General features: G+C 52.2%; 18 protein-coding genes and 3 pseudogenes. 14 read left to right on the top strand and 7 right to left on the bottom strand.

The window, feature by feature from the left end:
- Positions 1 to 52: 52 nt before the first annotated feature.
- Both tnpB and tnpA (ACIPL2_RS08565) read right to left on the bottom strand, forming a co-directional pair.
- Complete coding sequence (gene tnpB, locus ACIPL2_RS08560; RefSeq protein ID WP_401354932.1) at positions 53 to 388, bottom strand: IS66 family insertion sequence element accessory protein TnpB; 336 nt, start codon at positions 386 to 388, stop codon at positions 53 to 55.
- Positions 385 to 708 (bottom strand): IS66-like element accessory protein TnpA, encoded by a 324-nt coding sequence (gene tnpA / locus ACIPL2_RS08565; protein WP_401354935.1) that lies wholly within the window; start codon positions 706 to 708, stop codon positions 385 to 387. The genes tnpB and tnpA (ACIPL2_RS08565) overlap by 4 nt, the downstream gene beginning before the upstream one ends.
- A gap of 99 nt (positions 709 to 807) precedes the next feature.
- Between tnpA (ACIPL2_RS08565) and ACIPL2_RS08570 the strand changes: the two are divergent.
- Together ACIPL2_RS08570 and tnpA (ACIPL2_RS08575) are read left to right on the top strand one after the other, a co-directional pair.
- A pseudogene (locus ACIPL2_RS08570) lies at positions 808 to 1455 on the top strand (IS3 family transposase); the annotation flags it as partial.
- A 72-nt stretch (positions 1456 to 1527) separates the two neighbouring features.
- Positions 1528 to 1830, top strand: a complete 303-nt coding sequence (gene tnpA, locus ACIPL2_RS08575; RefSeq protein WP_401354937.1) for an IS66-like element accessory protein TnpA — start codon at positions 1528 to 1530, stop codon at positions 1828 to 1830.
- A gap of 573 nt (positions 1831 to 2403) precedes the next feature.
- Here tnpA (ACIPL2_RS08575) and ACIPL2_RS08580 read toward each other — a convergent pair.
- Both ACIPL2_RS08580 and ACIPL2_RS08585 read right to left on the bottom strand, forming a co-directional pair.
- A pseudogene (locus ACIPL2_RS08580) lies at positions 2404 to 2610 on the bottom strand (group II intron maturase-specific domain-containing protein); the annotation flags it as partial.
- A 300-nt stretch (positions 2611 to 2910) separates the two neighbouring features.
- Positions 2911 to 4356 carry a RepB family plasmid replication initiator protein gene (locus tag ACIPL2_RS08585; protein WP_401354940.1) on the bottom strand — a complete coding sequence of 482 codons (1446 nt, stop codon included), beginning with the start codon at positions 4354 to 4356 and terminating at the stop codon, positions 2911 to 2913.
- A gap of 1547 nt (positions 4357 to 5903) precedes the next feature.
- Between ACIPL2_RS08585 and ACIPL2_RS08590 the strand changes: the two genes are divergently transcribed.
- The 5 genes and pseudogenes from ACIPL2_RS08590 to ACIPL2_RS08610 all read left to right on the top strand — a co-directional run bounded on the left by ACIPL2_RS08590 (position 5904) and on the right by ACIPL2_RS08610 (position 11475).
- Positions 5904 to 6245 (top strand): IS3 family transposase, encoded by a 342-nt coding sequence (locus tag ACIPL2_RS08590; protein ID WP_401354943.1) that lies wholly within the window; start codon positions 5904 to 5906, stop codon positions 6243 to 6245.
- Positions 6246 to 6294: 49 nt separating this feature from the next.
- Positions 6295 to 6522, top strand: coding sequence for a DDE-type integrase/transposase/recombinase (locus tag ACIPL2_RS08595; protein WP_401355214.1), 228 nt, complete (start codon positions 6295 to 6297; stop codon positions 6520 to 6522).
- Positions 6426 to 6728, top strand: coding sequence for an integrase core domain-containing protein (locus ACIPL2_RS08600; RefSeq protein WP_401354945.1), 303 nt, complete (start codon positions 6426 to 6428; stop codon positions 6726 to 6728). The genes ACIPL2_RS08595 and ACIPL2_RS08600 overlap by 97 nt, the downstream gene beginning before the upstream one ends.
- 295 nt (positions 6729 to 7023) lie before the next feature.
- A pseudogene (locus ACIPL2_RS08605) lies at positions 7024 to 8325 on the top strand (IS4 family transposase).
- A gap of 2220 nt (positions 8326 to 10545) precedes the next feature.
- Positions 10546 to 11475 (top strand): DUF4113 domain-containing protein, encoded by a 930-nt coding sequence (locus ACIPL2_RS08610; RefSeq protein ID WP_401354947.1) that lies wholly within the window; start codon positions 10546 to 10548, stop codon positions 11473 to 11475.
- A 149-nt stretch (positions 11476 to 11624) separates the two neighbouring features.
- On the opposite strand, the gene ACIPL2_RS08615 is transcribed toward ACIPL2_RS08610, so the two are convergent.
- Together ACIPL2_RS08615 and mobI are read right to left on the bottom strand one after the other, a co-directional pair.
- The gene (locus ACIPL2_RS08615; RefSeq protein WP_401354950.1) at positions 11625 to 11879 is read right to left on the bottom strand and encodes a hypothetical protein; all 255 of its coding nucleotides are present in this window, start codon (positions 11877 to 11879) and stop codon (positions 11625 to 11627) included.
- 61 nt (positions 11880 to 11940) lie between these two features.
- Positions 11941 to 12408, bottom strand: a complete 468-nt coding sequence (mobI, locus tag ACIPL2_RS08620; RefSeq protein ID WP_050682272.1) for a conjugative transfer protein MobI(A/C) — start codon at positions 12406 to 12408, stop codon at positions 11941 to 11943.
- Between the two features lie 585 nt (positions 12409 to 12993).
- Between mobI and ACIPL2_RS08625 the strand changes: the two genes are divergently transcribed.
- Together ACIPL2_RS08625 and ACIPL2_RS08630 are read left to right on the top strand one after the other, a co-directional pair.
- Positions 12994 to 14004 carry a hypothetical protein gene (locus tag ACIPL2_RS08625; protein WP_401354953.1) on the top strand — a complete coding sequence of 337 codons (1011 nt, stop codon included), beginning with the start codon at positions 12994 to 12996 and terminating at the stop codon, positions 14002 to 14004.
- A gap of 10 nt (positions 14005 to 14014) precedes the next feature.
- Complete coding sequence (locus tag ACIPL2_RS08630) at positions 14015 to 14515, top strand: hypothetical protein (RefSeq protein ID WP_401354955.1); 501 nt, start codon at positions 14015 to 14017, stop codon at positions 14513 to 14515.
- A gap of 34 nt (positions 14516 to 14549) precedes the next feature.
- On the opposite strand, the gene ACIPL2_RS08635 is transcribed toward ACIPL2_RS08630, so the two are convergent.
- Positions 14550 to 15245 carry a helix-turn-helix domain-containing protein gene (locus ACIPL2_RS08635; protein ID WP_050682275.1) on the bottom strand — a complete coding sequence of 232 codons (696 nt, stop codon included), beginning with the start codon at positions 15243 to 15245 and terminating at the stop codon, positions 14550 to 14552.
- Between the two features lie 448 nt (positions 15246 to 15693).
- Here ACIPL2_RS08635 and ACIPL2_RS08640 point away from each other — a divergent pair, with 448 nt between their 5' ends.
- Genes ACIPL2_RS08640 through ACIPL2_RS08660 form a run of 5 tightly spaced genes read left to right on the top strand, consistent with a single transcriptional unit; the run spans position 15694 to position 19199 of the window.
- The gene (locus ACIPL2_RS08640; RefSeq protein ID WP_401354958.1) at positions 15694 to 16251 is read left to right on the top strand and encodes a transglycosylase SLT domain-containing protein; all 558 of its coding nucleotides are present in this window, start codon (positions 15694 to 15696) and stop codon (positions 16249 to 16251) included.
- Positions 16252 to 16253: 2 nt separating this feature from the next.
- On the top strand, positions 16254 to 16763 hold the full coding sequence (locus ACIPL2_RS08645) for a hypothetical protein (protein ID WP_401354960.1): 510 nt from the start codon (positions 16254 to 16256) through the stop codon (positions 16761 to 16763).
- The gene (locus ACIPL2_RS08650) at positions 16756 to 17187 is read left to right on the top strand and encodes a hypothetical protein (RefSeq protein WP_401354963.1); all 432 of its coding nucleotides are present in this window, start codon (positions 16756 to 16758) and stop codon (positions 17185 to 17187) included. Before ACIPL2_RS08645 ends, ACIPL2_RS08650 begins: the two co-directional genes overlap by 8 nt.
- 1 nt (position 17188) lies before the next feature.
- Positions 17189 to 17962, top strand: coding sequence for a FlhC family transcriptional regulator (locus tag ACIPL2_RS08655; protein ID WP_401354966.1), 774 nt, complete (start codon positions 17189 to 17191; stop codon positions 17960 to 17962).
- Position 17963: 1 nt separating this feature from the next.
- The gene (locus ACIPL2_RS08660) at positions 17964 to 19199 is read left to right on the top strand and encodes an AAA family ATPase (protein WP_401354968.1); all 1236 of its coding nucleotides are present in this window, start codon (positions 17964 to 17966) and stop codon (positions 19197 to 19199) included.
- The last annotated feature ends 66 nt before the right edge of the window (positions 19200 to 19265 follow it).

Raw genomic sequence — 19265 nt, forward strand, 5'->3', positions numbered from 1 at the left:
TTTACCAAAGCAGACCACTGACGACAGCCAGCCAAGACGCTAATTACAGCTTTTAAAGCAGCGTAATTGCACCACCAGCGCCAACACGTTGCCAAGGTAGACCGAGCACCAAGGCCTGAAGTTGTTCGGTATCCAACTGTATTTCGCTGCCTTGTCGAAGGCTTGGCCAGTGAAACTTGCCCTGGTTCAAGCGACGTGCGGCCAGCCAAACCCCTATCCCATCGTGTACCAGCACTTTCATGCGATTGGCCCGGCGATTGGCAAACAGATAAGCGCAGTGCGGCTTCGCCGCACCGAACACCGCGATCACCCTAGCCAGAGCCGTTTCAGTGCCGGCGCGCATGTCCATCGGCTCGGTGGCGAGCCAGATGGCGTCGATGCGGATCATCGCAACAGGTCTCGAAGGAAAGCGGCGCAGGCAGCAGCACTATCGGTTGGCCAGTTCACTTTGACGGTGCCGCGCGGGTGCAGAATCTCAACGCTGATATTAGATGAAGACAGGTGCGCCGTCGTTTGCATAGGCAATGGGATGAATGCAGGTTGAAGCGCCGTGCTTTTCTGCGCTTGCACCCGAATCCATTTGTGGACGAGGTTTGCGTTGAGGCTATGGGTGAGGGCGATGCTGGCAATCGAAGCGCCGGGCTGGGCACACTCTTGAATGACCTGGGCCTTGAAGGATTTGGAATAAGAACGACGTGTTGGCTGCATGACATACCCGCTTAAAAGGCTAGAACCGGTGCCCACTTAAATTTAAGTGCACACCATGTCCTGGCGTTGCGGGGTTGGGTAGATGACTTGGCCGGACGCATACGGCGAGCGGGCCATCTCGTGAACCACAAGACTGTTCAGCGCCTCATGGGCGAGCTTCAGTTGAAAAGCCGTGTGCGCATAAAGAAATACCGCGCCTATAGAGGCGAAGAGGGTCAGGTAGCGCGGAACCTGCTGAAGCGGAAGTTCGATGCCAAACGACCGAATCAGAAATGGGTAACCGATGTGACGGAGTTTCGGGTCGGCGGGCAGAAGCTTTACCTCTCACCGATACTTGACCCCTACAACGGCGAAATCATCGCCTTCAAGACCGCCAGGCGCCCGCTGTTCGACATGGTCGGTGCGATGCTACGACAAGCTTTTGAGCGGCTGCGGCCGCGCGATAAACCGATCTTGCACTCCGACCAGGGATGGCAATACCGGATGCCTATTTACCGGCGCGTGCTGAACGAGCGCGCAGTAAAGCCAAGCATGTCCCGCAAAGGAAATTGCTATGACAATGCGGCTATGGAAAGCTTTTTTGGTACGTTGAAATCCGAGTTCTTTTACCTGAACAAATTCAACAATCTCGATGAGCTTGAAGCGGGGCTCGGGGAATACATACACTATTACAATCATTCGCGAATCAGGCTGAAACTAAGTGGCCCGAGCCCTGTGGAATACAGGACTCAAGCACGGCGGGCATAGAAGGCGTCCAACTTTTCGGGGTCAGATCAATTTAAGTGGACACCCTTTTTAGCCCTTTTTAAGCGGACGCCCATGCTCCAAGAGCGCCGTTCCTATTCCGAGTCCTTCAAGGCCCAGGTCATTGCCGAGTGCGCCCAGTCTGACACCTCAATTGCCAATGTCGCCTTGACCCACAACCTCAATGCAAACCTTGTCCATAAATGGATTCGGGTGCATGCGCAGAAAAACCGGGCACTGCAAACTGCCTTTATTCCGGTCAAGGCATTGTCTTCGATAGCGGCCCCTCAAGCTCTTCCGGCCACGATTCGAATCGAAGTGCCTCATTCAAAAGGTGTAGTCGTGGTGAGTTATCGCCGCTATCGAAGCCGAACTTGAGGCGCTGCAACCGACAACTGTCGAATGGTTCGCTACGTTCATGGGGTTACTCCTACTCTGCGGTTGACTTGACGAACGACACAGATCGCTCAATGGGGTTGTTCGGTACATCGTTTCGGGTGGCCCGGACTCATCGGCGCCGGGACCGCCCGGCGGTGTTGAAATGTGCCATCATTAGTGGCGGACCTTTAACACCGCTGCGGCCCATGAATTCAGGGGAGTTGCCGTTCCCCAGATGTGCCATCGTTAGTGCTCGATGGTTCGGATGGCACAATTGATCAAGTTGGCGCTGTTTTTGCTCCCTCACCAATGGCGAATCATTACTCCAGAAATAGAGGTTTCCGGCTTCGCCAGAAATTTGCGTAATCCGGTTCCGCAAGATTGCGTATCCAGGGAATTGTGCTTACTCGTCCACTGACCTTCATCACGACCGATGTAAATTGGCCGTAGTTGTCTGAAAGAATTTTGACCTTGGCTCCGGACAACACCCCTTTGGTCTCGTAACGCCGCTCGTAAACCACTGCATCACCCAACACCGCGTCAAACCAATCCCCGTCCATTCCCTTTACCAAGATTCGTATGGGATGCACCGGCATTCCACCACGGGCCCTGCCCATTGGACGCAGATCTGCGAGCGCGTCCTTCGTCGATCTCCAAGCCCATCAGATTATGCGCCCTCGTTGATGGCTGCTTCCATTGGCGCCAGAGGATGCAGCGAAGTTTGTGACGCACCCAGCCGTCCAATTACTCAAGGGGTCGCTTGCTCTGACTGAGCTTGAAGTTATCCTCGGTGCTGGCAACGTTGCTTCAACTCTAGAGCAAGTTCGAGGGCAAAGGCCACGGTGTGCAGAACGAAAAATGGTTCTCGTTGGAAAACCAGCAGGCAAAGTGTTCTTATTGGAGAATGCTATATGGCCTCGAGGTCGTTACCGATCGGACCAGGTGATTGCTATTCGGTTATCACGTTGGTGATGGAGCAAATGTTGAAAAAATGCCCCGTTCCTCACTGCTGAATCGCTGCTGGTCCTGATCAAACGAAGCGGCCTAATGGCATCCTCGCAGGGTTGAACCCCTCAACTTTTATGCTTGGCCACTGGCATTCGCGGATAGCAGGAATTGCAACAGCTGGTCTGATGTCGGGGCTTCCTTGAAGCGATCTTCAAAAATGATCGCCACTAGGCAATTCAGTACCATTGGGCTCAAGCCCTTCGACTTGTATTGCTTGTAAGCCAGATCGTCTTTCTTCAGCTGCGGCTCGTACATCGCCAACAGCAATTGCTGCTCTTCCGAGCTCTGCGTATTGATCTCGTCACGAATCGTTGTGCGCTGTGCAGCACCCCATTGTTCGAGAAGGACATTCATTTGATTCGCCGGTGCAGTCTGTGTAGCAGCTGCAAGCTTTTTGGCGCTCTTTGGCGGTTTCGGTGCAGAAGCTGGGCCATCCGCCGGTTTCTGCTTGCTTGGCGCCTTAGCATAGTTGTTGGTTACAGCTGCTTTGAAGTAAGCAGCTGGACTGGCGACAGAATCCTTTTTCTTCATCTGCGCTTCTGTGTAGTCCGCTTGTGCCAGCAGGTACTCCTCATCGTGACTCATTCCCAGCTCTTCGATATCCTTGGCACTCAAGGACAGAGCTCTCAGCCGCTTAGAAACCTCAGCACCTACGATCTCTGGCGCTGGCGATAGCCCAAGCTCAGGTTGCATCAGGGGCTCAAGTTTGAACCATAGCTTGTCGTACTTGCGGCTATTTTTAGTCATGACGACTTCGATTTTGAAACGCCCTTCAATACTGTTGACCTGGTCGACTGCACGGCCAAGCATCTTATTGAAGTCTCGGAATTCCTCATGCGGGGTTGCTGAACCTGATAGCAGGACGCTCCAGGCGGTCCAATGCTCGCGAAAGGTTTCTTTCTGAGAGAACCCGTAGTACCGGGATACGAGCTCGTGTAGAGAGAGCGCGGAGTAGCTTGTGAAGTGATACTGCATTCGCAGATCAATCAGATTGAAAATTGTCGGATCGAGTAGCCGGCGTTTTAATTCGGCGGGGAATGAGTAGCGGATTGTCTGATTGTCGTCGAGGATGTAGGCCTCAGCGATCAAGTTTGCGACGCCCCACCCGCTTTTCCGACCTGGGCTTTCGCCTTTGTAATCGAACTCCACCTGTACTTGGGTCATACCCTTCAGGACTTTTTTCAGGTGGTCCCTGCTGTTCGAGGTCGTATGACCAACGTGTTCCTCAACCAACTTGATTGGGATATCGTGGACCATCTCAGTGTCGGGTCTCTGTTGGGCGAACTGAGTTAGTGTGTTGTACAGCTTGCGTTGCAGGAATGTGAAATCACTGGTCGTTGAAACGTTTCGCATCGCCAGGGCTTCTACAGCTTTCTTCAGCTCAACAGCTTTTGAGGTCTCAATCTCCCTGACCACAAGAATTTTCGGAGCACGCTTACGCTTCGTGGGAGTTTGATTCCCACGAGTTGGCGCATCAGGTGTCCGTTTTGTTCGTGGTCGTGCTGAGGAGGTGTCCATCTAAAATGTGCCATTGGGTGACTGTGGTGGCACATTATCCGAACGTTTGCGATAGGGTCAATCTTTTCTCGGTGCCATCTTCAGGGTCGAATTGTTCCATGGTTAGTGTTCAGCTTGAACAGTCGCTTTTTCGCTTTTGCTTCTCGCCTAGTTAATCCAAAAAAACTAACAACAGCTTGTTTCTGTTTTTACTGCTTTTTAGAAGCTTTGTTAGTAGATCCCGCAAAGCCGCGGTTTATAAGGCTTCTATCGCTTTTTGTGTGCCATTGTTAGGCCCTATAGTGCCAGCGCTAGTGCCATTTGTGCCATCATTAGAGCACTGCTGTGCCAGGCTTAGTGAAATGCGCCTCCATTAGGGCGTTCATGTGCCATCGTTAGATCCATCATTGGATTGTGCTGCGCTTAGTGAAATTACTCACTAAGAATGGCACATTACCTGTAATCCTCGTATTTAAAGGCGTCCAACGAATTGGGATGAGATGTTTTTCATATGTGCCTATCTAAACGTGGCACATCACAACCCTAAGTATGGAACTGTTGGAAGTCATTTTTGGCGTTTTACTTCAGCGATGCTCTAGCGGTGGCACATTTGGGTTTTGCTAAGTGGATCAAGGGGCTATGAGAGTCGACAGCCCACTAATGACGGCACATTTAGGATGCTCATCGTCCCTTAGTCTCTGCAGCCCCTTCCGCTTCCCCTGACAAGGGCTTGTATCAACGGTTCCCATGCGACCTGGATCGCTCAGATCAACAACCATTTTCACGGTGAAAAGCGTCTGTAATCGTATCTGGCTATAACCCCCGAACGCTGGCACATTTCAGAAAAGAACACTAAGTTCAGGCTCTAACGATGGCACATTTTCGGATGGGGGGAGGTTGTATGTTCTTAACGATGGCACATTTACCTGTATAGCCCCGTGTTTTAGGGCTTTAGTCAATTTTCATGATTGTGCCGATGCTCGAATGTAGGTGAACTAACCGTGGCACATTTGAAGCCGACGACTCCGCCGGAGATTGTGAAAACGCGCTCGCATCAGCCTGAGCAGGGTGGACAGCCAACTGTGCCACGGCCAAGACCTTTCCCCTGGGGGTGTACCGTTCGCCTGGCACGCTCGCGCAACCGCATGAACGCAGGCAGATGGTGCCGGCGTGAAGGGTTCGGCAAAATATTGGACGTGGCCTAGTCGTAGAATTCACCTGGTTGTGGCTCAATGTTTTTGGACCATGCTGTAGGAGTATCGACCTAAGAACGCATTGTGGGATTCGGGTTGTTAATGCTGAAGAAAAGGCGGAAGCCATACGCCTAGTTGTGGAAATGAATTGCTCCATCCCTCAAGCCTGTCAGCACACGGGGGTGGGTCCGACAGCTCTGCGTCGATGATCCTGCATTGGCGTCGGGTGCACGCTGGCATTTTGAAGCCCACCCGACCGCAATTTCAGGAGTTAATTGAGTCTTTGCAGGCGAAATTGGCTTTGCTCGAGGCCGAGAACCACGTTTTAAAAAAGCAATTGCCCTCTCATCTGAAGGTTCTGTTCAGCCGAACCAAATGATTGATGGCGTTAGAGGGGCCCTGTCGATTCGGCACGCGTGCTCAGTCCTGGGCGTGGCTCGCAGTAGCTTTTACGCGAAGCGTAAACCGACTCTGCCTCCTGCCATCGACAAAGATCTGGAGTTGAGAATTCGGGCGTTGCATAAAGAACATCGTGACGCTCTGGGTGCTCGCGGATTGTCCAAGGAGCTGAAAATTGCTGGAGTTTTTATCGGGCGCCATCGAATGCGCTCCTTGATAAAGACTCTCAATCTCGCCACGTCGACTAACTTATGTGCACTATCGTCGCGCCACCAAGCCTGGAGTTACGGCACCGAACATACTCGATCGTCGCTTTAATCCGGTCCGGCCGGACACGCTCTGGGCAGGCGATATCACCTACATCAAAGTGAGGAATAGCTGGTTGTATCTGGCTGTCGTGATGGATCAGTTCTCACGCAGAATTGTTGGATGGGCCTGTTCCAGAACCGCTGACACGGCCCTATCGATCAAAGCGCTTAAGTTAGCCGTTGAGTTTCGATGCCTGAGTTGTTGTTCCGCTCAGACCAGGGGTGTCAGTACACCTCTGACCGATTTGCCGCATGCTTGGCCGAAAGCCGGATCGTGCATAGCGTGAGCCGTCGCGGTAATTGCTGGGACAACGCGGTGGTCGAGCGCTATTTCAGAACTTTAAAGCATGACTGGATGCCGGAAAACGGCTACCAAAATCATTTCGAGGCGGAGAAGGATGTGATCGATTTTGTGTCGCACTACAACCATCGCCGTTGCCACTCCGCCTCGAATAACCTGCCACCAGCGCTCTTCGAGCAGCAGGTGGCTTAAAAACTCCTACAGAGTGGTCCAAAAAAACTGGACCTCTACACTTCACGTCATTGGGGGGATGGCATGTACGTCATCCCATGATCAGCGTAACTAAGTGAGCATTGCTTTGGTTTGCCGTGGTGTATGGTTTGTTGACGGTGATGCGCTCCTTGCCAGCTATATATAGAAGCAGCGCATGCTTGGAATCTATTCAAAAAAAAACCCGCTCAGTAGCGTAATGCTGTTCACTTAAGTATTTGAGTCCAAGCCGGGCTTCATCGAAAATCCGATACCAGCCTTCTGGCATCGGATTTTTTTGTTTGTTCAACAGGACCTGCTCGACCTCGGCGACTTATTCAACTCCTGCGACCTGAGCACTTTCACCCAAAACATTCCCATAAAGTGGGTCGCGTCTGCGCTGGATCTTTCCAGTCAGGCGACCATTCCGCCGACGTCGCCTGCCCGCAGATCAAGTGCTTTGGCTGGTGCTTGGCGTGGCGTTGTTTCGTGATGAGCCGGTTCACGAGGTGACCAGACATCTGAACATCTGCGCCAAGTCCTGGCCTGCGACCACCTGTTGGTCCGCAGTGGTGTAACCGAGGCGCGCAAGCGACTCGGCGCCGGTCCCGTTGAGTGGTTGTTCCGCTAGACCGGCACCCAATGGGGCGCGGAGCGCTATGACGGTGATGCCTGGCATGATCTGCAAGTGTTCGCGGTGGATGGAGCACTCTTGCGTACCCCGGATACGCCCGAGCTTCGAGACCACTTTGGATCGGGAAACACTTCAAGCGACCGCCAGACACCGTTTCCGATGTTGCGCTTGGTGGCGCTGATAAATGCGTTCGCACGTGATCCTGGATGCTCAATTGTGCCCTACCGACGGAGTGAAATGCGCTTGGCCGACGAGCTTTTGCAGCAAATTCCAGACCACTCGGTGACGCTGTTCGACAAAGGGTTCTGGGGCGCCGAGCTGCTGTCGAGCCTGGGCAATGCAGGCACCAACCGTCATTGGCTGATCCCGGCAAAAAAAGGACTGGTCTGTGAGGAAGTGGCGCGTTACAGCCAGTACGACCGCTTGGTGCGTATGAAAGTCTCACCGCAGGCCAGAAAGCGAATCCTGGCTCTTCCATCGTACTGGGAAGTACGCGAAGTCAGCTATGAAATTCAAGGCAAAGTGAAGACCGTCATGACGTCATTGCCGGCCAAGACCTACAACACCAACGCCGTCGCCAGGCTTTATCAGGAGCGTTGGGAGATCGAGTTGGGTTTCAGGGGCATCAAGAGTTCGATGCAACAGAATGCAATGACCTTACGCAGCAAAAAATTTGAGCTGATCTATCAGGAAGTATGCGGGCTTTTGCTGGCTTACAACGTGATACGTCGAGAGGCCAGTCAGGCGGCAGTAGCGTTTGGCCGAGTGCCCTCGGACATCCGTTTTAAACCCGCTTGTCACTACATCTCCGTGCAACTGATTGTGATGGCGGCGGCCAACCCGATCTCGGCCACAGAGAGACGATTGACAGCGTTAAGAGCAGGGATCGAGGGACTGTTTCTGGATCACCGTCCAAGATCTTCGAGGCCAAAGGACGGTGAAAACTTTCCTTTTCGCTCTCTTTGAACAGGCTGGCATTGATGCCACCAATTGAGAGTGAGTAAAACTTCTTCCGAATTGGCCTTTTTCTTCAACCTGACGGCAACCTCGAGTTTAAGCCTTTGTTTAGCATGAACTCAACATACCCGCTCATCAGCGGGGCTCGGTCGGAGGAGCGATCGGCATTTTCGAAAATGGTTCCATAGCCTTCAGCGAGTACCAGTGCGATGGAAGTCATGTGCTTTCCGAGGTATCTAGGGTTAGCTTAAATTGAGCCTGTGGGTGTAACTCGGTATGAATCACACGATCTTGTATGAATGATAACGAGTACGTATATGCGCTCTGTATTAAATAACTTGTCACCGTTTGCATTATGCCTGCCCCCCGTGCGAGCCGTCGCTAGCGCGAAAATAAGTGCGGTTAGCGGTTTTCACAGTGAAATCTGCATCGCATGAGCTTCGGTTGCAGGCTCAGGTACTCTGATTTCACAGTGAAAACCCATAGCGCCCTCTCGAAGGCTTGCTACTTTTTAACATAACATAGGTTCTGCACCCCCAGCCTTTTGCATATAGCAGATTTTCACGATGAAAACCTGTCCTATGCAAGCTTCGCCTCTGTCTTTAGATTCTGACCTCGAAAACTTCTGGTCTGCGCCTGCCTACGAAATCTGCTGGCCCACGCCTGTATGCCACGTCGCTATGACGTCGCCGGCGGCCAGAGTCCGAGTGAGTGGTGCACACCTTCGCGGCTAAAAAGCTGTTATCTGCTCGCCTCGCATCAGACTCCTATCCGCATGTTTCTATAAAGGCTCCGTCCGAAGGTCTGATAACGTAATCCTGGCTCAGCCGGTCAAATCCTCGGAAGGTCATAGGGCATCCGGACGGCGGTCTACGGCCGAAGTAAAGCATGCCTCGGTAAGATTTCACAGTGAAAATCTTGTAATCAAGCAGGTAACCGGTCAGCAGGACGTTATGGTCGGCGGCGCCTGTGTATCGTTGATGACATGCATAATTTCAATGGTCAGTAATTTCACTGTGAAATCGAGAGCTGGCGGAATCTGGTTGAGCTTAAGTGCTAATGCGACCCAGGTCTGTTTTCACGGTGAAAAATGGGAGCCATGATTTTCATTGTAAAAACTCGGTGGAAACAACGTTGACGCTTTAGCGAAAATGAGAAACAGGTTTTCACAGTGAGGAGTATTTGAGTCATAGTTTTTCACCGTGAAAACGAGAGATACAGGCCAATGGCTGTGGAAAAGACAATTTCCCATACCTGGCAAAGTAATACTGTGTCTTAATAAGTAAAGATTCAGTCGTTTAATCAAAGTTTGGGCGCATTTACAGTTTTAAAGTAGGGGTTGGAACACTCCCCTGAAGTTCAAAGCTAAAGGGGCCCTAGTGTCGAGGGTATAGTCCAGAGGCATGGACATGGTGATGCACCGGCGTCAGTTAGAGTAGTAGAGACCCGAACGAGGTTGAGATATTGCTTTAGTACTTTTCTGGGTTCATGAGCTGGCATAAATGCCGTGTTTCGTTGGCGTGGCTTCTTGCCCGATACAAGTCGCCTGCTAGGGCTTCAATAGTTCGCTCTGCGACTGGATCCGCGAACGATTTCTCTGCAAGTTGCATGACGCTAGAATAACGTCCAAGCTGCAAGAAGTACAAGATCCTGAAACGATTCATCAATGTAGGCGTCGGTTACTAGCTTTATTCCACTTGACGTCGTGGCAAGCAGGACTCTGCATGAACATCGGTATGTACCGCCCCTTGCTCTCGGGACCAGCGCCAGGATGCTGTACAGCTTGTCCACTACCCCCCGAATCCCGGTAGCGTGCGGTAGGAGTTCCCGCCCCACAGAAGAACACCACGCATCCCTCCTCGTGTGCCTAAGAGCATACTTGTCAAACGGTGAGCGGCTGGAAAGGGTCGACTTCTCCTGGTAAGCGCCAACCGGTTTGCTGGTCAAATCCCATGCAGACGACTGGTCAGGTCGAATGCAAATGAGTGGGCAATGGCACTGCAAACGGATGGTCAGGTTGAGTGCAATTATCCATATAGCTCTAAGGAGGATCGAGCGGAGGTTTACGGGTAGCTAGCATGGACGTAGCTCTAATATCCCAGTGTTGAATGGAGGTTTTCTATGGACATATGGGATCCACGCGATCGCCCATTTTCATAGGCTCAGATTGATGTCCATGGCTTGACACCTTTCCTTTACATCGACGAGTGCTTCCTTCATGGCCACGGCATGTCAGACCAGCAATTACATCAGTTGGCAATTCAGGCGAGGGAACGGGTGCTCGCGTGGACCGGTCTGGGTACCGGTGCCGGGATTGGCCCTACACCGACCCTGGCGAAACTTGGCTCCTACGGGGCCAAGCGGGTGTTGAAAACCGGCCTGTGCAACTTGATGTCTCCGATCGACAGAGAGCAGTTACTTGCGTTGACGCCCGTCGGTGAGGTTTGGGGGATTGGGCCTTCCTTAAGCGCCCGTCTGGCCACAATGGGAGTAAGCACAGCCGCTCAATTTGCGAGAGTGCCACGACACGTTATTGAGCGTGAGTTCCCGGTGACAGTCCTTCGTACGCAACTGGAGTTGAATGGCATCTGCGCGGTTGACCTGCAGGGCAACGATGGCCCCCGCGAGATGATCAACGTGAGTAGATCCTTCGGATCGCGAATAGAGACGCTGGATGCTCTGACTGCCGCTCTGGTGGAGTTCGCCTCAATGGCAGCCGGCAGACTCCGAAAACAAGGGTCTGCTGCCTCAGCTATCCGGGTGTATGCGCGCACCAGTCCTTTTGAAACTAAGTCAGCCCCGTATGCCAAGACGGTAACTGTCCCATTTGCACAGCCTGCGTCTGACGCCCGAGTATTCGCCAGCGCTGCCTCACAATCTGCGCGCAGTATATTCAAGCCAGGTATTCGGTTTTCCAAGGCAGGTGTTCTGCTGATGGGCATACAGCCGGCCGACGCAATGAGCCAACAGGACCTGTTCGGTTACGACAACACGTCGCAAGACCGGTTGATGTCCACTCTTGACGAGATCAACTCCCGATTTGGTCGTGGAACAGTACAACTTGCCAGAACGATCGACTTGGCCCGATCACGGGCCAGGCCGGACAGCCTAAGCCCTGCGTATTCCTGTCGATTAGCAGATCTGAAAGTCGTTTTCTGATCCCACTTCTGCACCGTCAGGTCCGGCCTCACTGTTAGCAGCGCTGCTGCTATCCCTGTCCATTTTCTTCGCCTCTGATTCAGCGTTCCTTCCCGCAAGAGCTATGGACCAGTTGCAAATGCTGGCGATCCAACCGCAGCTTCTTATCACTACCCTCCCACGCGCGCTGAATATCCCTGGAAATCTTGACCTGCGCCGGCATCATCGGAAAGAAACCGTTCTCCAAGCAGTCGAGCGCTGACGCTTGGGCCTGACTCCTTCAGAAATTCGTAGGGGCGCTGCAGAAACTCAGAGAGGGTCACATCGATCAGGCTGGCAAGTCTTGCCTTGCAGTAGATGTCGGCCCAAAGGTCCAGCTCTACCTTATCAATGGTGATCAAGGTCTCGTGAGGCGTATTGCTCATGGTCAATCCTGCTCGTTAATTGGATATCCCGACTCTATACCCTCTCGCCAATGTGCAACCCTCATTCAATCGGAGGATTAGCATTCACCCGACGCTGTAGCTCCAATAGCGTCTTCCGGGCCTTCATGTTCGACACGAGACTTTCTCGGATGATTGCGAATTTGGGCTCATAGGTGTGAAACAGTTGCTGTAACCAGTAGTCCGCTTTCTTCACAACCGCGTCCTCTCTGTAGCTGTGTCCCTTACCTTTTGGAATCGCCGTCGTTCTCTGTTTCTTCTTACCCCCAGGCAAGTCGACAAAGCTCACTCGCTTCCAAATGATCGACACAGACTCCTGCTTATTCACCTTCACCTGCACTGTCCGGTAGAGGATTTTCCCCTCTCGTTTTGCGTCCGCAAAGAATGCGTCCCTAAGCTCGATTGCCTGATCCCTCAACATGAAGTGAATAGTGTCGAGCTCGCGAATCATCTCGAGGTACTTGGCGCTCAGCTTGCCACGCACTGAAGGGTGCTCTATCGGATCAATCATTACCCTACCCTTATAATGGGAATACAGAAATCTAGATTCCCCCTAGAAAAGCGAACTGTTCCGAAGGGGCAAAAATTCATGGCCCAATTGCCAATTTCGGCAAAACTCTACACGAATGCGAAATTCCCTTATAGGGGGAATCTAGCCCTGCTTTTGGGCTGAAAGTTATGGCAGGAATGTAGTACGACAGAATCCCTTATAGGGGAATCTACCTTCCTAGATTACTTTTCTTGTCATATGTACTCGGATTGATGGCTGCATTTCCCCTATAAGGGAATTTATCGATAATTAAGCTCCATATCGCTGCGGAGTCGCTCGGAAGCGCAAAGCACCATTTTCGCGGCCTTTGCCGGGACTGAAAATTGGGTCGAATTGGGGGGTCGCATATTGGAAATCGATGGCAGGATTTGAGCGTGAAGTGCGTTTGTCGTCCGATTGTGCTGCGAAGAAAGTTCGAGCAAAGGGACGGCACCACTGAAGACAGAATCTCCATTCCGCCAGCTGGTTTCGATTGTCGATCGATTGTCGACCGAATGAAACAGCTTCGGACCAATAGAAAACCCAAGCGAGAGCTTAAGGAGCAACATGGCCAGCAAAAACAAACCCACCGGCGACTTCGTTGTAGGTCTGGACATCGGATATTCGAACGTGAAGATGGCGTACGGTCATGCCGATCAGGATCAACCTGGCCTGATGGTTCGACCTGCCCAAGCGGCACCTGTGACCAGCCTCAATGGCAACATTGACCTGAAGGATGGAGAGCACTACGTCTATTTGAACAACGAACAGTGGGTCGGCTTCGTGAACCCGGGCCGCTCGGGAGTTAAACGTGAACTCCACGCCGACTATCCATCGACCGATACCTATCGCGCCCTCTTCAATGCGTCGATCAGCGAAGTGTGCGCAGACGGCCGCTCTGTAATTGACCACCTGATCACCGGCCTGCCCGTGAAACAAGCTCGTAATGTGGAGCTGGTCGAGCGGTTAACTGCACAACTGACAGGTACCCACCAGGTATCCCCCAAACGCGAGATCACTGTGAAGAAGGTCACGGTGCTCCCTCAACCTGTCGGCACCCTGAACTACATCTACGCAACCCATCCAAACCCAGAAATCCTTGAGGAGTCAGTCCTTCTCGTGCTCGACCCTGGGTTCTTCTCTGTTGACTGGGTTGTCTTTCGCCGGGGTGATATTGTCCGCGATTCATCGGACTCCTCCATGGAGGCCATGAGTGCCCTTCTGGATGCAATCAACGTAGAAATCGCCAAAGATTTTGGGGGCAATGGACCTGGCCGCGACAAGATTGAAATCGCGATGCAGAACGGTCGCAACCACGTCTTTCTGTTTGGTGACGAAGTCGATCTGGGCCCATTCATCGAGCAGGCGTCCAACATCGTGGCACCCAAAGCCCTCCTGAACATGAAGCAGCAGATGCGCTTCCTGGACGGGGAAGCAGTCGATTTCGTGCTGCTTGGGGGTGGTGGAGGCAACTGCTACAAATCTGCAGCTCAACAGGTTTTCCCCCGCGCCAAGACGTTAACCTCGGACCGACCAGTAATCTCGAATGCCTTCGGGTATTGGCTGAACCACGGTTAAGGAAATGAACATGGGCAAGTTAGACGACGACACTCTGAAAATGCTGGTCAAGCTGACATCGGAGTCAAAGCTTCTCTATAAGGATCTAGAGAGCACGCCCAAAATGCGTCGAGCCAGGCGTCTTCTCTACCTTGCTCAGCTCGGCCTGATGACAGAGAAAACGCTTGAGGGGGAACAATCCACAGGCGTAAGGATGCCAATGCCGGCCCCCGTGCCTGGCAATGAGGTGAAGGCAGCTAATGCGCAGGATGAGGTACCTAAGGATGCAGTACACAGCGGGGTGGAAGTGGGAGATGCGGTTACAGCTGTTACGCCTCCTCCCCTGCCGATCGAAAAGCCCACGAAGGACCAATTGAATGGCAACCGGGAGCAGCCAAATCAGCCAACTGCGGTTGGACGAGCCCAGGTCGATGAGGTCGTATCGGCAGTAGTGAGTCCGGCCCCTGAAACTAGCCCACCGGCCCAACTGCTGAACCGAAATAGGCCTGCTTTCAAATCGTCACTCGCCTGAAAATACAAAGCCCGCTCATCAGCGGGCTTTTATTTTAAAGTGCACTTAACGACATTCTACAAACAACCTTGGCAATCACCCGTGTATCTGCGTTTTTAGGAAAACCTGTCTCAGGGTCAATTGGAACAGTGGTACCCAGGATATTGGGATTTGTCGACGTCAAGGCAAAACCAGTGATAACTGGAGAGACTTGGCGGAGGACTACGGAATCTCGGATAGAAATCAGATAAACACCCTCGTGAAGTGTTTTCTGGGAAATATCGACAAGAATGATGTCATTTCGGGAAACGACAGATTTTAAAGCATCGGTATTCACTAGCACTGCCCTGGTGCTTTCCGGCGTTAATCCGTACTCACTCAAAAGCCTGAGAGGCATCGGCAAGGTCCGAAGCACTGATTCGACGACTATCGCAGGGGGCTCCTTAACCAGGATGCCTAAGGTGAAAGCCAATTGTTCAGGACTTTGAACCATCAAAGAAACTGAGTCGTCAACTTTCGTGGTATCGGATCCAGTTGCTAGGTACTCAACTGTGGTTTCAAGGACACGGGCCAACTGGACAAGACGCTCACGTGTGCACGAGGTTCCCTTGTACAGCATATTCTTGACCGTAGACTCAGATTCTTCCAATAGCTGAGCCAACTTCGTTGCGGAAATTTCTCGAACCTTCATCAGCTCAGTCACGCGTGTGACAAAAGCTGGATGACTGGTCGCTTCAGCGGCGTACTGCATGTAGTGCGATCCTCGGCTCTTCCACCTTGGTTTCTGTTCAATTGCGACCATCGCGCTACCCTCAGCGAAACCTCACCGGGCAGCTTATAGGCGTTAATTTTGACGTCGTTTATACCGAGTCAATTTACACCCATTCATTGGTGTAAATCAAAACCTTGAAATGTGACCCTTTTAGAGTAGATAAATGAGCTAACAGTGTAGATGTTGGTAATATCACTTTGAGGTCAAAATAGTGTCAACAACATGGCATTGAGCCACTTTTTGCCGCATTTTGAAAGAAATCCAGTCAAAATTGTGACAATGTGGATACCGCTCGTCTGATAGACGCAATAAATCTACACTGTAGAAGGGTCATATTGTGGTGAACCACCTTGAAACATCCTGAACCATGGGTAGAATGCGCCCCGAACGAAAGACCATTTATGCACTAGGACAGGGTCATATTTCGATGGATTGCACACTCAAACTCATACTGACGGCGGCAGTTGCCATAGCGCTGCAACCGCTCTCGTCAGCGGCATTCAGCCTGAAAGGGACAGTGTGGGAGGAAGAATCTAATCGAGCCTGCAAGGTCGACCCCAAACTTCTCTATGCGATCGCCCTCGTCGAGTCGAAAAACTACGATGGCCCTTTGGTCAAGCCGAACCCTTATGCGCTAAACATCGACAACAAGCCCTATCACCCCTCCACCAAGGCAAAGGCAGCTGATCAGCTCAATAAGGCCCTGACCAAAACGAGAACAATCGCAGTAGGTGCCATGCAGGTGAGCATGCGGTGGAACGGACATCGTGTTTCAAATGCCGCGAATCTGCTTGATCTCAATACGAACGTGCGTGTTGGCACGCAGATATTTTGCGAGTTCATCAAAGAATTCAAAGGCGATTTAGCTCTTGCCATAGGCCGGTACCACACGCCAAACCCAGATCTTGAGCAAGTGGCACGTGATTATGGGGTAAATGTTCTGCGCGTTTGGCGCCGACTCATTGTTCTCGAGCAGGAGGGGTGATCATGATGGATTCATTCGCGTTGAACCTTGCACTCCGAGTTGCTCAGGATTGGGCGACAAACAATGATCCAGCCTATGGCCGGTATTTCGACCTGGCTCCTGTAGATCGGCAATGGCTTGTCCAAGCCACGGAAAGCGATTTGGCCGAACTTGCATCGCTCCCATCCTCAATTCTACTGGTCAACATCGGTACGTTGAGTGAAGAAAACTTCACTGGATTTCAAACCCCCTCCCCTACCGTCTCAACCATCAGCCAGCTCCTCGGCGCGATTGCAGATGATCTTCGCATTAGGGGGCGCGTAGCGATGATTGATTGGGGCATCACCTGCGCGGACAAGGCTAACTGGCTTGCAACAAGCAAAATGAAAGATCGAGTCCGGCTTGCTGCGCAGGGGCGAGTAACATTCGCCGCTCGAACCTCCTTTAGCAAAATCATCGTTGGCGCACCTGATAGCACCGTACGCATTGCCAACCTGATGCGGATACTCTCCGGAGGGCGTCGTGGTGAGTAAGCAACGACAAGCCATACAGTTGCTCAAAGCTGGACTGAGTCCAATTCTGGTCAACATTCAAACCGGGCTTTCTGCAGAGCAAATCCTGTTACCAGCTGACGTTAAGGCAAAAGTGCGCAGCCTGGTCGCTTCGAACATTCCCTCGCTGAATGACATTTTGAGCGTCCCTAACAGAGCGTCTGATGCCGCAGCACTTCTGCTTCTCTACACCGCTTTGGCAGACCGTGCCGAGCTCCAGGTCGACATCGATAAGCTTGTTGCCGCGTATGAGGACTACCTCCGCGAATACCGGCTTGTTCAACGGACTGGACTCCCCTCCCCTCTTTCACTGGATGAGGCCTGGGTTCTCGCAAGAGAACTTCGCAGCTCAGACCAGATAACACTCTTAAACAAAATAATATCTAGCGTCGTAAAGGGGCATTGAAATGGACGAATCACTTGCCAGTGTCTTGGTTAAAGCCGGTTTCCGATCGGCGATCATCCGGCTGCATACCGGCCTGACCCGGAAACAGGTGACTAGCCTGCGGAAAAAATTGGGGGTCTGTGGCCCCTCCGAATCCGGCCCCCTGCCCAACGCAGAAAGCCTTCTGGTCAAACGCGCGGTTTCTCTGGAAGCCAGCCTATTCATGCTGGCGTATTTAATTACTGCCGAGAAACCACGTGAAGCGGTTGATATCTATGCGGTAATGGCTGCCCACACTCAGTACCTTGATAGCCACTCAGCGTTGCGCGGTGGCAATCTGGACCTTGAGAACATCCTGGAGCTCGATGACGCGTGGCTGATTGCACGTGATTACCGGAGCCAGGAGGTCACCATGCGATCCTGCGACACTTGTCACATCGAGTTTGTAGCGAGCATCAATCATCGGCGTCATGCATGCCCACTGTGCGAAGGTGTCCAGGTACGTGACCCATTCCATTGTGACGTTGCAGACCGCGCTGTATCGGCCCGTAGCGTTGGCGAGCTCATTGAGGTTTCGGTGAAGGTCAGTCAATGGGAGAACTGGGGGTACAAGTCCGAAGAAATCAGGGGCGAGTTTTCTCTTTCTGAGGGTGAGTTAGTCGCCTGTAGGAAACTGCTTTCCCTCTCAGATGATGAAATCCAACGTCTTTGCTTGAAATTTCAAACCGGCGATCGATTGGTTAAATACCTGATCAAGGCGACTGCAGCACGTGGCCACGGCCTGCAGGCGGCTTAACATGCATGCGCCTACGGAAGAACAGGCGGCCTTTCGGAAAGCATCTGTAGCCTTATTGGAGGCATCTCGAGGAATAATTAAATCAACGGCCGGAGCGGGTTGCGGCAAGACCACAGCATTAAAGGGCGCAGTCGAGGATTGCAATCGAGCCGGCGCAAGCCGGCTTTTAGTTTTATCGTATACCAAGCAACTTGTATCGGAGGTGCAAGGTCTCTTTGGAAATCTCGCTGTCGTCCGAACCTTCAACAGCTTGGCTCTAGAGGCTGTCGGAGCCCGCTCAGAAGGACGTACCATTGGGCAGCTCTACCCTTCCCACGTCCTACAAGCGTTTGATCTACATAAGAAAAAGTTACCGATAGATGCTCAAGCCTTTGCCAAGGTCATCATTGGCACAGTCAGTAAATTTTGCTCGAGTGCCGAATCAACATTATCAGCTGCTCATGTTCCAGCCTGGGTACGAGAACCGGTAGTAGCCGATCTTGCCGTGCGCTACGCAACAGTACTATTCGACGCCTTGCGCGTAACGTCGAGAACCAGGCTACCCCTCCCGCACGATCTGTATGTCAAAGATTGGCACCTGCAAGGATGTCCAGGCCTTGCACATTTCGACCAATTGTTCCTCGATGAGGCTCAGGACGCATCAGATGTCATGCTCTCCTGCCTGGCGTTCGCCAAGCGTGCGTCCTACGTTGGGGATGCCGGACAACAGATCTTTGCTTTTCGCGGCTCCCAGGACGCTATGTTAAAGGTTCCAGGCCGTGAGTTCCCTCTAACTTTATCCTTTCGGTTTGGCCCTCAAATTGCCGACTTGGCGAACCGTATACTGGAGTGCAAATCGACCCCTCCCCCTATCAAGCTCCGTGGGCTCGCTGGGAAATCCTCAAGGGTTGGGCCTATAGCTGCTAACGATGAGCACACACGCATCTTTCGCACAAATACAGCGCTGATACGAGATGCAATAACGCTAAGGGATCTCGGCGAGTCATTTTCAATCGTCGGCGATACCGGAGATATTCGTAACAGAACTGAATCCGTTTTTGCATTGATGAGAAACTCGCCCAGAGAAGCAAAACACTCAGCGCTCTCCTCCTTTAAGACCCACGACGAACTCGCTGAATGGGCTTCAGACCATCCAGATTCAGAAACAGCTCAGATCTACTTTCTCGCACGAGATTACGAGTTACGGGAGGATGATCTCGTGCGTGTGTTGGCTGGCCACCTTTATACAGTGCATTAATCTCGTTATTCCCCCTGCAGTTTCCCTTCATCGATGCGCGCGGTTTCGAGTGTCGACTTTTATAAA

Source organism: Pseudomonas sp. NPDC086251 (genome assembly GCF_044746405.1).
Taxonomy (GTDB): domain Bacteria; phylum Pseudomonadota; class Gammaproteobacteria; order Pseudomonadales; family Pseudomonadaceae; genus Aquipseudomonas.

Bases quoted from the DNA above. Each gene is read 5' to 3' on its own strand.
- ACIPL2_RS08660 (WP_401354968.1), top strand. From the start codon at position 17,964: ATGCATGCGCCTACGGAAGAACAGGCGGCCTTTCGGAAAGCATCTGTA.
- tnpB (WP_401354932.1), bottom strand. From the start codon at position 388: ATGATCCGCATCGACGCCATCTGGCTCGCCACCGAGCCGATGGACATG.
- ACIPL2_RS08655 (WP_401354966.1), top strand. From the start codon at position 17,189: ATGGACGAATCACTTGCCAGTGTCTTGGTTAAAGCCGGTTTCCGATCG.
- ACIPL2_RS08600 (WP_401354945.1), top strand. From the start codon at position 6,426: ATGCCTGAGTTGTTGTTCCGCTCAGACCAGGGGTGTCAGTACACCTCT.
- tnpA (WP_401354935.1), bottom strand. From the start codon at position 708: ATGCAGCCAACACGTCGTTCTTATTCCAAATCCTTCAAGGCCCAGGTC.
- ACIPL2_RS08585 (WP_401354940.1), bottom strand. From the start codon at position 4,356: ATGGACACCTCCTCAGCACGACCACGAACAAAACGGACACCTGATGCG.
- ACIPL2_RS08635 (WP_050682275.1), bottom strand. From the start codon at position 15,245: ATGCAGTACGCCGCTGAAGCGACCAGTCATCCAGCTTTTGTCACACGC.
- ACIPL2_RS08640 (WP_401354958.1), top strand. From the start codon at position 15,694: ATGGATTGCACACTCAAACTCATACTGACGGCGGCAGTTGCCATAGCG.
- ACIPL2_RS08630 (WP_401354955.1), top strand. From the start codon at position 14,015: ATGGGCAAGTTAGACGACGACACTCTGAAAATGCTGGTCAAGCTGACA.
- ACIPL2_RS08625 (WP_401354953.1), top strand. From the start codon at position 12,994: ATGGCCAGCAAAAACAAACCCACCGGCGACTTCGTTGTAGGTCTGGAC.
- ACIPL2_RS08615 (WP_401354950.1), bottom strand. From the start codon at position 11,879: ATGAGCAATACGCCTCACGAGACCTTGATCACCATTGATAAGGTAGAG.
- mobI (WP_050682272.1), bottom strand. From the start codon at position 12,408: ATGATTGATCCGATAGAGCACCCTTCAGTGCGTGGCAAGCTGAGCGCC.
- ACIPL2_RS08590 (WP_401354943.1), top strand. From the start codon at position 5,904: ATGATTGATGGCGTTAGAGGGGCCCTGTCGATTCGGCACGCGTGCTCA.
- tnpA (WP_401354937.1), top strand. From the start codon at position 1,528: ATGCTCCAAGAGCGCCGTTCCTATTCCGAGTCCTTCAAGGCCCAGGTC.
- ACIPL2_RS08645 (WP_401354960.1), top strand. From the start codon at position 16,254: ATGATGGATTCATTCGCGTTGAACCTTGCACTCCGAGTTGCTCAGGAT.
- ACIPL2_RS08610 (WP_401354947.1), top strand. From the start codon at position 10,546: ATGTCAGACCAGCAATTACATCAGTTGGCAATTCAGGCGAGGGAACGG.